This window comes from Alloyangia mangrovi (assembly GCF_002300555.2).
In the GTDB taxonomy this organism is placed as follows: domain Bacteria; phylum Pseudomonadota; class Alphaproteobacteria; order Rhodobacterales; family Rhodobacteraceae; genus Salipiger; species Salipiger mangrovi.
The window spans coordinates 1-9,354 of the sequence record NZ_NTHN02000096.1; the positions used below are offsets into that span (position 1 = coordinate 1).

General features: G+C 67.3%; 10 protein-coding genes. 1 reads left to right on the top strand and 9 read right to left on the bottom strand.

Annotation, left to right across the window (positions count from 1 at the left end):
* On the bottom strand, positions 1-807 hold an 807-nt coding region (locus CLG85_RS26190), incomplete at its 3' end, for a carbohydrate kinase family protein (RefSeq protein WP_260350282.1).
* A gap of 60 nt (positions 808-867) precedes the next feature.
* Positions 868-1,986, bottom strand: a complete 1,119-nt coding sequence (locus CLG85_RS26195) for a TFIIB-type zinc ribbon-containing protein (RefSeq protein ID WP_095884401.1) — start codon at positions 1,984-1,986, stop codon at positions 868-870.
* A 233-nt stretch (positions 1,987-2,219) separates the two neighbouring features.
* Here CLG85_RS26195 and CLG85_RS26200 point away from each other — a divergent pair, with 233 nt between their 5' ends.
* Positions 2,220-2,834, top strand: a complete 615-nt coding sequence (locus CLG85_RS26200) for a hypothetical protein (protein ID WP_260350283.1) — start codon at positions 2,220-2,222, stop codon at positions 2,832-2,834.
* On the opposite strand, the gene CLG85_RS26205 is transcribed toward CLG85_RS26200, so the two are convergent.
* The 7 genes from CLG85_RS26205 to CLG85_RS26235 all read right to left on the bottom strand — a co-directional run.
* Complete coding sequence (locus CLG85_RS26205) at positions 2,800-3,912, bottom strand: SPFH domain-containing protein (protein ID WP_260350284.1); 1,113 nt, start codon at positions 3,910-3,912, stop codon at positions 2,800-2,802. The genes CLG85_RS26200 and CLG85_RS26205 overlap by 35 nt on opposite strands.
* A 53-nt stretch (positions 3,913-3,965) precedes the next feature.
* Entirely contained in the window at positions 3,966-4,943 is a 978-nt protein-coding gene (locus CLG85_RS26210) for a DUF2927 domain-containing protein (protein WP_176476513.1), read from the bottom strand.
* A 4-nt stretch (positions 4,944-4,947) separates the two neighbouring features.
* Entirely contained in the window at positions 4,948-6,150 is a 1,203-nt protein-coding gene (locus CLG85_RS26215) for a toxic anion resistance protein (RefSeq protein ID WP_095881402.1), read from the bottom strand.
* Positions 6,151-6,173: 23 nt separating this feature from the next.
* Positions 6,174-7,073 (bottom strand): 5-bromo-4-chloroindolyl phosphate hydrolysis family protein, encoded by a 900-nt coding sequence (locus CLG85_RS26220; RefSeq protein WP_095881401.1) that lies wholly within the window; start codon positions 7,071-7,073, stop codon positions 6,174-6,176.
* Between the two features lie 179 nt (positions 7,074-7,252).
* A complete protein-coding gene (locus CLG85_RS26225) occupies positions 7,253-8,080 on the bottom strand; it encodes a hypothetical protein (protein ID WP_235865335.1) in 828 nt (275 codons plus the stop codon).
* Positions 8,081-8,186: 106 nt separating this feature from the next.
* A complete protein-coding gene (locus CLG85_RS26230) occupies positions 8,187-8,381 on the bottom strand; it encodes a hypothetical protein (RefSeq protein WP_095881399.1) in 195 nt (64 codons plus the stop codon).
* A 143-nt stretch (positions 8,382-8,524) separates the two neighbouring features.
* Positions 8,525-9,354 (bottom strand): pseudouridine synthase (locus tag CLG85_RS26235; protein ID WP_375796955.1); only part of this gene is annotated, 830 nt, incomplete at its 5' end.

Genomic DNA, 9,354 nt, shown 5'->3' on the forward strand with positions numbered 1-9,354 from the left:
CTCGAGGTCGGCCGCGCGCAGGGCGGCGCGGGTCAACAGGCCGTCGCGTTCGAGCCCCGCCAGCATCCCTGCGTTGAACGTGTCGCCGGCGCCCACGGTGTCGACCACGGTCGCCCTGGTCGCGGGAACCTCGATGCGGCCGCGCGCGGTGACCGCCAGCACGCCCTCGGCGCCGCGGGTTTCCAGCACCAGCGCGGTTCCGCCCGCGATCAGCGCCTCGGGCGTGGTGCCGAGCCAGTGCATGTCTTCGTCCGAGATCTTCACGATGTCGGCTCGCGCCAGCATCCCGGCGAGCCGCGTGCGGTAGCGCGCCTCGTCCTTGATGAACCCGGGGCGGATGTTGGGATCGATCATCACCACCCGCTCGCCTGCCTGTGCGCAGAGCGCGGCATAGGTGTCGGCGCATGGCTCCGACACGAGACTTATGCCGCCGAAGAAGAGCGCCGTGGTGTCGTCGCCAAGGCAGGGCAGGTCGGAGTCGGCCAGCATCCGTCCGGCGGTGTTCTCGTCGTAGAAGGCGTAGCGCGCGTGCCCGTCGACCAGCGTCACGAAGGCCAGGGTCGTGGGCCGGTCCGAGCGCGGGCAGGCGGCGCTATCCACCTGCGAGTCGGTCAGCGCCTGGGCGAGGAGGGTGCCGAAAAGGTCGCTCGACAGCCCGCCGAAGTAGCCCGCCGGTGCCCCCAGCCGCCCGAGTGCAATGGCAGTGTTGAACACCGCGCCGCCGGCCACCGGAGCAAAGGCGGGTTCGCCGCCGGTGCTGGTCCGGGGCAGCATGTCGATCAGCGACTCGCCGCAGCAGAGGATCATCTCTCGCTCCCTCATCTCTTCTTTGTTAGCGCTATACCTAGCGCGGAGGCCCAGTTGCGCTCAATAGCCAATGGGCACCGTGAAGCCGCTGCTTCCCTGCGACTGGGACAGCATGTAGCCGATCAGCGCCGCGGCGATGGTGCCGAGGATGATGGCCACGGCGATCTTCCAGGCCGACCACGGCCGCTCGCCCTGCACCCGCCCGGTGGTGCCGTTGACCACGAAGCGGTAGGTCTGGCCGCGGAACTTGTAGGCCGCCAGCCAGACCGGCAGAAGCACGTGCTTGAAGGTGACCTCCGAGACCTGCGTGTCCACCGAGGTGATCCGCTGCTGGTCGCCGCCGATGTCGAACTTGATGTCGCGGGTGATCTGCCGGTCCATGAGGTGCCGCGCCTCGACGAAGCCCGCGTCAAGGTCGACCTGGTAGCCCTCGGCCCGGAAGCCGGCGAGGAACTCGGGGCGGTAGGGTTCGAGCCGGCTGAGGTCCCAGGGCTCGAGCGCATCGGTGAAGCGCTTGGGCAGAGACTTCGAGGCGAGCACCAGCACATCGTCGAAGAAGCGCGCGACGCGGCCGCGCACCGGGGTCCAACGCACCTTGGGCACCTGCACCTGCTGGCGCTTGCCGTCGCGGATCACCGTATGGGTTTCGTAGTAGACGATGCCGCGCGCGCCGCTGTACTCGCTGCGGGTCTTGGCGTCGAAGGTCCAGTAGGGCACGTAGATGCCCTGCATCTTGCGGCCCTTGCGGGAGTATTCCTTGAGCCCGTTCGGCGCGAACCAGAGCCGCCCGAGCCAGTCGTTCATCGCCTTATGCGCGGTCTTCTCGTCGAGCGCGAAGGGCAGCACGCCCTTGGGCTTGATCTGCCGGTTGGTGCCGGTGTCGGCGACCACCGGTGTGGCGCAGAAAGGGCATTCGGTGGCATGGGCATCGGGGTCGAATTCAACCTCGGCGCCGCAGTTGGGGCATTTGGTGACCCGCAACTCCTCCATCTCCTGCAGCGGCAGGAGGTCGTCCATGGCGGCGCGGAAGTCGAGCTCGCGGATGTCGCTTTCCCAGGGACCGGCGGATTCGACCGGCTGGCTGTGGCCGCAGTGGTCGCAGACCAACTCGTTGGATGCGGGGTCGAAACGGTAGTCCGCGCCGCATTGTTCGCAGGGAAAACGGTGGGTTTCGTTCATGCCCGAAGATCCTCCAGAACCGCCTTTTTCCGGCAGGGCCACCCTAGGCGGAGCGGACGGCGGTGAAAACCGGTTTTGATGCGAAGCCGCCGCGGTGAAGTGGATGTGCTGGGGGTATTCAGATACCCCTGCGCGGCGGAAGGTGCACACACGACAAGTTCACCTTTGCCGCTTTTGAATTCCGCGCCGCAACGTCTAGGCTTCGGCCCATGCGAAGGACAGCGGAGCGACACATGCCGGACTGGACGGGACGCGCCTTGCTGGCGGCGGTTGCACTGACGGGTGAGATGAGCGCGGCGCGGGCCTCGGAGCTTGCGTGGCGCTTCGAGTGGCTGGGCAACGGCGGTTACGAGATGCGCGGTGCCATCGCCATTGACGCGGCGCTGGCCGAGCGGGACTACGTCTACGCCGAGGACGTCGAGTGCTTCGTCGTCGAGGGCTACCACGAGGGCAGGCCCATCGGTCGCTGGGCGCTCGGGATGAAGACCGACGAGACAAGCTGGGCGCTGACCTTCCGGCCCCGGCAGAATGCCTTCGAGGTCTTCGGCCCGCAAAGCCCCATGCCACAGGCCTGGAACATGAACGGCTTCGGCACCGATTGCGGGCGCGAGGGCTTCGGCTTCAATATCGGCAACGCGGCGCAGGACCTCTGTCTCGACGGGCACCTTCTGACCGCCTCGCAGGTGACGCCCTCGCGGCCGTTCCCCGCGACACGCGATGACGCCGCCCGCTTCCCCAGGGATGCCTGCCTGGCCCCGGCGCTGCTGGGGCAGGCGGAGAGCGGGGCGGCGCGGCCCGCCGCCTTCGGGCCGGTCACACGCCCGGAGGCGGCGGCGGCAGAACAGTGAAAAGCTGCGCCAGCTCGGTCACCTCTTCGGCGCGTTTCCAGCCGTCCTGGCCCTGTGTCCAGACGTAGCTGTCGCGGGTGAGCTGGCCCTCGGTGACCATGCGCCCCATGCGTGCCTTCGAGAACGGGCCCTGCGTCTCGCCGCTGACCGCCACATGCCAGACATGTTCGACCGGCGGCGGGGGAGGTGGCGGCGACGCAGCGGCGGTCTGTTGCGGGCGGGCGCCCCACGGGCCCCCACTCATCGCGCCGCCCATGGCCATGCCCATGCCCGCGCCGAAGCCGGTGCCCATTGCCTGCCCGGCCGCAGACCCCTCGGCCCCGAGCGCCTCGGCGGCTTGGAAGCGGGTGTAGGCGTCGAGATCGCCGACGACCCCCATAGATGTGCGCTTGTCGAGGGCCCGCTCCACCGCATCGGGAAGCGAGATGTTCTCGATGTAGAGTTCGGGCAGGGTGAGCCCGTATTCGGCGATGGTGGCCGAGATGCCCTTGGACAGAAGCTGGCCCAGCTCCTGCGTGTTGGCAGCCATGTCGAGCACCGGGATCCCCGACGAGGCGATCAGCCGCGAGAATTCCTGCACGATGATGTTGCGGATCTGGAAGCTGATCTCGCCCGAAGTGAACTCGCCGTCGGTGCCAACGATCTCGATGAGGAACTTCGCCGGGTCCGAGACGCGCACCGAATAGGTGCCATAGGCGCGCAGCCGCACCGGGCCGAACTCGGGGTCGCGGCAGATGATCGGGTTCTTTGTGCCCCACTTCAGCCCGTTGAACCGCGTCGTGTTGACGAAATAGACCTCGGACTTGAAGGGCGAGCGGAAGCCGTGATCCCAGTGCTGCAGGCTGGTCATGATCGGCATGTTGTTGGTCTCGAGCATGTAGAGACCGGGGGTGAAGACATCGGCGATCTGCCCCTCGTGGACGAAGACCGCCGCCTGGCCCTCGCGCACAGTCAGCTTGGCGCCGTACTTGATCTCATGCCCCTCGCGCTCGAAGCGCCAGACCATCGTGTCGCGGGTGTCATCCGTCCAGTGGATGACGTCGATGAACTGTCCCGAGAGGAAATCCAGAATACCCATGATCGTCTCCTGTCTTGGTCTGACCGTGTGGTGGCCGTCGTCTTGGCCCGTTCTCAGCTTGGCCCGAGCCCGCCGGTGAGCTGCGCGGCAAGCTGCGCCACGATCGGCCGTGTCGCTGCGGCATCCATGCCGGGCTTGAGCTGGGGGTCGTAGAGGATTTTCAGCAGCATCTCGTCCATGCTGGTGAGCAGCGCGAACTCGTCGTCGTCGTTGAAGATCGAGGGCCGCGCCTCGGGGCTGTCATTGCCCAGACCCAGACCCTGCGCCACCTCCTCGTGCACGCAGGAGCGGCGCAGCAGGTCAGGGTGCTCGGAACGGATCACCGCGATCGCCTGACCGTAGGCATAGCCGCCCGGCTCCTCGGAGAAGGCGATGACGAGGCAATGGATCTCGCGCGGGAGATTGTCGAAGACCGCCAGCGCGGTGGGGTTCACGTCCGGGACCAGCTGCTTGATGCGCGGGGCGATGTCCGCCTTGTCGTCCTGCGACATGAAGAGCACGTGGAAGTTCGGCCGATTGGTCGACATGGAAATCGGATGGCCGGTGATCTTGGCGAGCCGGCTCACATAGGAGCCGAGCATGTTGCTGTCGGTCACCTTCTGGTCTTCCGGAACATGGGTGCCGAACTCGACCGAGACCCGCACCGGCTTTTCCCATTTCTTCACCCGGCCAAGCTCGCCGCGCGAGGGCTTGAGGCCCTCGCCGCGGGCGTACTCCTCGGCCAGCGCTATGCGCTCGAAGTTGCGCGCCAGCATGGTGTCGGTGATCGGCGTGTCGGGGCCACCGCCGTCAGTGCGCAGCAGCCCCTGCGAAAGCAGGTCCGCCTGCACCCGGGCATAATAGACCTCGAGATCATAGCTCGCGAGGGACTGGCGCGGCGGGGTGGCCGCGACCGGCGGCTCTGGCCTCAGTCCCGATGGGCGGGACTGGGGCATCACCCCGGTGCTGCGCGGAGCAAGGGCGGAACTGTCGCAAGCCGCAAGGCCGGCGCACACCAAGATACCCAGTACGAAACGACCCCACCTCCGCATATGGTCACGACCCCGCGGGAACCGAGGTCGCTGCCACGTCGCCGGTTCCGGTGGAGCGGGCCTTGGCCGAGGCCAGCGTGTCTCGCAGCTCGGCCTCCATGTGCTTGAGGTCCTCCTCGGCCTTGGCGCGGCGCGCCTTGCCCTCGTCGGCGATGCGCAGGCTGTCCTCGATCGTGGCGATCAGGTCGGCGTTGGCCTGCTTGACCGACTCGATGTCGAAGACCCCGCGTTCCATCTCGGTGCGGATCGCGGCATTGCTTTCGCGCAGGTTCTTGGCGTTGGACGTCAGCAGCTCGTTGGTCAGGTCGTTGGCGTCGCGCACGGCGGCGGCAGCCTCGGAGGAACGCTGGATTGTCACCGCCTGCGCCAGCTGGGTCTCCCAGAGCGGCACGGTGTTGACCAGCGTCGAGTTGATCTTGGTGACAAGGCTCTTGTCGTTCTCCTGCACCAGCCGGATCGAGGGCAGCGACTGCATGGTCACCTGCCGCGTCAGCTTGAGGTCGTGCACCCGGCGCTCGAGATCGTCGCGGGCGGCGCGCAGATCGCGCAATTCCTGCGCCTTCATCACCTTCTGGTCCTCGGAGGCGGCTTCGACGGCGGCTTCGCGGGCAGGGATGTCGGTGGCGTCGATCTCCTGGAGCTTCTTCTCGCCGGCGGCGATGTAGAGCGCCAGCTCGTCGTAGAAGTTCAGGGTCTTGATGTAGAGCATATCCAGAGACTTGATGTCCTTGAGCAGCGTGTGCTCGTGCTTCTGGAGGTTGTCGGTGATGTTGTCGATCTGGGTCTGCACCTCCTCGTAGCGGGCGGTGAACTTGGCCATGGGGGCGGCCTTGCCGATCAGCCTCTCCCACCAGCTGCGCTTGCGGCGCACGTCCAACTCCGAGACCGAGAACCCGCGGATGGTGGTGACGATGTCGCGCAGTGAGTCGCCCGCCGGGCCGACGTCCTTGTTGCGCACATCGGCGAGCATCGCCTGGCTGATCTCCTGCAGCTCGGCCTGGGCGGCGGAGCCGAAGGAGACGATCGACTGGGTGTCGCCCATGTCGATCTCGTCCATGCGCGCGCGGATTTCCTCGGTGACCTCGGGCGAGGCGGCCTCGAAGCTTTCAACCTCGTCCGCGGGCTTGGGGTCGGGCAGGATCACAGCATTCACCTCTTCCACCAGTGCCAGCTCCTGCTGGGCCTTGGTTCTCACATTCTCGGACATCGGACTTCCTCCGTGACTGTCTCTCATTCAGGCTCTGTCAGTCGCACGCCTTCGCGCTGCAACCTGTCGCGCAGCACGTCGATTTCCACTGTAAGATCGGCATTGTTATCAAGCAGAAGCTTCTGGTTCTTCTGGCCGAAACTCTCTTCGAGGTCGGTCAGCAGCATCATGAAATCGGATTTCGCGCCGCGGTCTTGGGTGCGGCTGTAGATGTCGGCGAATTTCACCGCCGCATCTCGCGCACCCATCAGGTAGACGCCGAGGTACTTGCGCGCGGCCGTGAGGTCGCGCGGGTCTTCCTCGACGGTCCGGATGAGGTCCTTGGCCTTGGAATGGAAGCGCTGCACCCGGGCTTCTACCTGCCGGTCACCGGCGCGGCGCACCGCGTCCTCCATGGCGGTGAGGTAGGTCTCGGCCTCGTCCACCACCTTGGCGACGCGGTCCTGCTGGAAGGTGTCGATCCCCTCCATGCCCTTGTGCTTCATCGGATCCACCCCGAAGGCGCCGATGTGCAGCGCAAAGGCCGAAAGTCCGTAGAGCACCGGGGCGACCATGCCGGGATCGGTCTTGAAGGCGGCGAGGCCGACACCGACACCGGCGCAGACCGCGGCAAAGAACTTGCGCGGGATGGCGGGGCGGCGGGCGATCTTGCGCTCGTCGTAGGCGGCCTGGGCGCGCAGCCCGTCGCGCAGCAGCCAGGCGCCCAGCAGGAGCACCGCCGCACCGAGCAGACCAACCGCCAGCCCGGCGGCACCGGAGGTCAGCGAAGTCGCGGCAAGGATGATCGGCGGGACAAAGAGCACGTTCGAGCGTGCGCCCACGGGATCGACGCGCGCGCCGTGATAGAGCGTGCGCTCGCCCTGTGACTTGCCGTCGGTGGAGGACCCGTCGGGGCTGTACTTTCCGCCATAGCGCTGTGCCAAGGTCAGAGCCCTCCCAGCCAGCCGGAAGCGACTCCGAAGAGAAGCACGATCAGCAGCACATAGGCCACCTTGCGCAAGCCCTTGTCGGTCATGATGATCCCCGCAAGCTCTCTCGGTTCAACAAGAACCTAAGCGCTTCGCGGGGCACTTGCTAGGGGGGGAGTTCCGGTAGGGAAGCCTCAGGCGACCTGCTTGTCGACCATCCGGTTCCACAGAAGGTCCGCCTCGACGTCATAGGCGTCGCGGCCCTGTTCAGCGCCGGCCTTGCGCAGTCGGTCCTCGAAGGCCTCGCCAAGGGCAGTCAGCCGACCAAGATAGCGCCGCCGCGCACGGAGGCGGTCGTCGGTGTTCCAGGCATCGATCAGCCGGGCATTTTCCTTGCCGAGAAGGTCGAGGAAGCGCGCCACGGGCTTGCGCAGGCGGCGTGCGGCCAGCGGATCCTGCGAGATCGCGTTCAGCAGCCCCATCACCCCGCTCTGCAGGGCTTCGGCGCGGCGGCTGAGCTCGGCATCGCCAAGCGCGGCGACGTCGGCGACGGCGGTGGTGATGGCTGCGTCGATCCGGTCGAGCGTCTCCTGGGTGCGCAGCTGGCGCAGCTCCTCGCCGGGGGCGCCCTCCTTGTCGGTGAGCGGATCTCTGCCGAAGGCGGCGACGCCGAGCCCGAAGCCGAGCACGCCGAGCCCGAGGGGCATCCCCAGCGAGACAAAATGGTGCCCGGCGAGAATCATCACGAGCAGACCGAGCAGCGCCGAACCGATCATCTTGCGGGGAAGGCGCGGGGCCTTGGCGCTCTCCGCGGCGTCATAGGCCGCGGCGATGGCCGCGCCGCGGTGGATCAGCCGCACCGCCACTGCAAAGAGCGAAAGCATCAGCACGGCGGTGAAGGCGGTGACGGGCGGGCCCTGGAAGAGCAGCAGCAGCAGCGGGAAGGCCGCGAGCATAAGGATGCCGATGCCGGACTCGAGCGGGCCGGACGACTGGGGCTGCTGGCGAGAAGGTCGTGTCATTCTCATGCTCGGGTCCGTGGTTGGTCGGCTTGGTGCGTCGGCCGGATGGCCGGGGAGGGGTGGCGGCTCCGGCAGGCGGCGCGCACGCGGTCGGGTCGGGGCCGGGTCAGACGTACCCCAGCAAGAAAATCATCAGCCAGAGCAGGCCGAAGGCCAGCTTCGCGCCCAATGTGCCACTGGCGCGGGCACGGGAGGTGGCGTCGGCCAGCGCGCGGAAGGTGTCCGTTGCGACAACGCGGATGTTGCCCAGGACTAGGGCAGAGGTCGCGGTAAGGATGGTCAGGGCGAGAAGTGTGCTCATGTCCCGGAGATTGTCGCCTAATCCGGGCGAAATGAGGGCGCCATCCGGCCCAATCCGTGAAAACTTCTTGAGCGTTAACGGCGCATTAGGACAAGATTGACCTCAATTGGGCGCAACTGCCCGCCTGTCGCCGCAATCCCTGTTCAGGAGCGCTTTTTCGGAGGGGGGCCGCGGCGCTGGCGCTGGGGCGCAGGCTTGTCGGGTTTCGCGCCTTCGAGGCCGAGCTGGTCGCGCACCACCTTGGGACGCAGCTCCTGCACCTCGCCTTCCTTCAGATCGCCCAGCTGGAACGGCCCGTAGGAGACGCGGATCAGCCGGTTGACCGTCAGGCCGATGTCGGCCATTGCGCGGCGGATCTCGCGGTTCTTGCCCTCGCGCAGGCCGACGGTCAGCCAGGCGTTGGCGCCCTGCTGGCGGTCGAGGGTGACCTCCATCGGCTGGAACTTCTGGCCGTCCACCATGATGCCCGCGCGCAGCGGCTTCAGCATGTCCTCGGTGGGCGATCCGTTCACCCGCACCCGGTACTTGCGCAGCCAGCCGGTCGAGGGCAGCTCGAGCTTGCGCTTGATGCCGCCGTCATTGGTCAAAAGCAGCAGCCCCTCGGAGTTGAGGTCGAGCCGGCCGATGCTCATCACCCGCGGCAGATCCTCCGGCAGCTTGTCGAAGATCGTCTCACGGCCCTTCTCGTCGCTGGTGGTGGTCACGAGGCCGACAGGCTTGTGATAGAGCCAGATGCGCGGCGCCTCGGGCGGGGCCAGCGGCACGCCGTCGACGGTGATCCGGTCCTTGGCGGTGACGTTGAGCGCGGGGCTCTCGATCACCTTGCCGTTCACCGCGATGCGGCCTTCCTCGATCATCTTCTCCGCTTCGCGGCGGCTCGCGACGCCGGCGCGGGCAAGCACCTTGGCGATGCGGCCATCCTCGGTGGCGATCGGCGTGCCCGTGGGGGCGCGGCTCGGGCGCGGGCTTCGGG

What these genes read in the sequence shown, in the direction of transcription:
- CLG85_RS26195 (WP_095884401.1), bottom strand. Translation starts at nt 1,986, where the DNA reads ATGAACGAAACCCACCGTTTTCCCTGCGAACAATGCGGCGCGGACTAC.
- CLG85_RS26200 (WP_260350283.1), top strand. Translation starts at nt 2,220, where the DNA reads ATGCCGGACTGGACGGGACGCGCCTTGCTGGCGGCGGTTGCACTGACG.
- CLG85_RS26205 (WP_260350284.1), bottom strand. Translation starts at nt 3,912, where the DNA reads ATGGGTATTCTGGATTTCCTCTCGGGACAGTTCATCGACGTCATCCAC.
- CLG85_RS26210 (WP_176476513.1), bottom strand. Translation starts at nt 4,943, where the DNA reads ATGCGGAGGTGGGGTCGTTTCGTACTGGGTATCTTGGTGTGCGCCGGC.
- CLG85_RS26215 (WP_095881402.1), bottom strand. Translation starts at nt 6,150, where the DNA reads ATGTCCGAGAATGTGAGAACCAAGGCCCAGCAGGAGCTGGCACTGGTG.
- CLG85_RS26225 (WP_235865335.1), bottom strand. Translation starts at nt 8,080, where the DNA reads ATGACACGACCTTCTCGCCAGCAGCCCCAGTCGTCCGGCCCGCTCGAG.
- CLG85_RS26230 (WP_095881399.1), bottom strand. Translation starts at nt 8,381, where the DNA reads ATGAGCACACTTCTCGCCCTGACCATCCTTACCGCGACCTCTGCCCTA.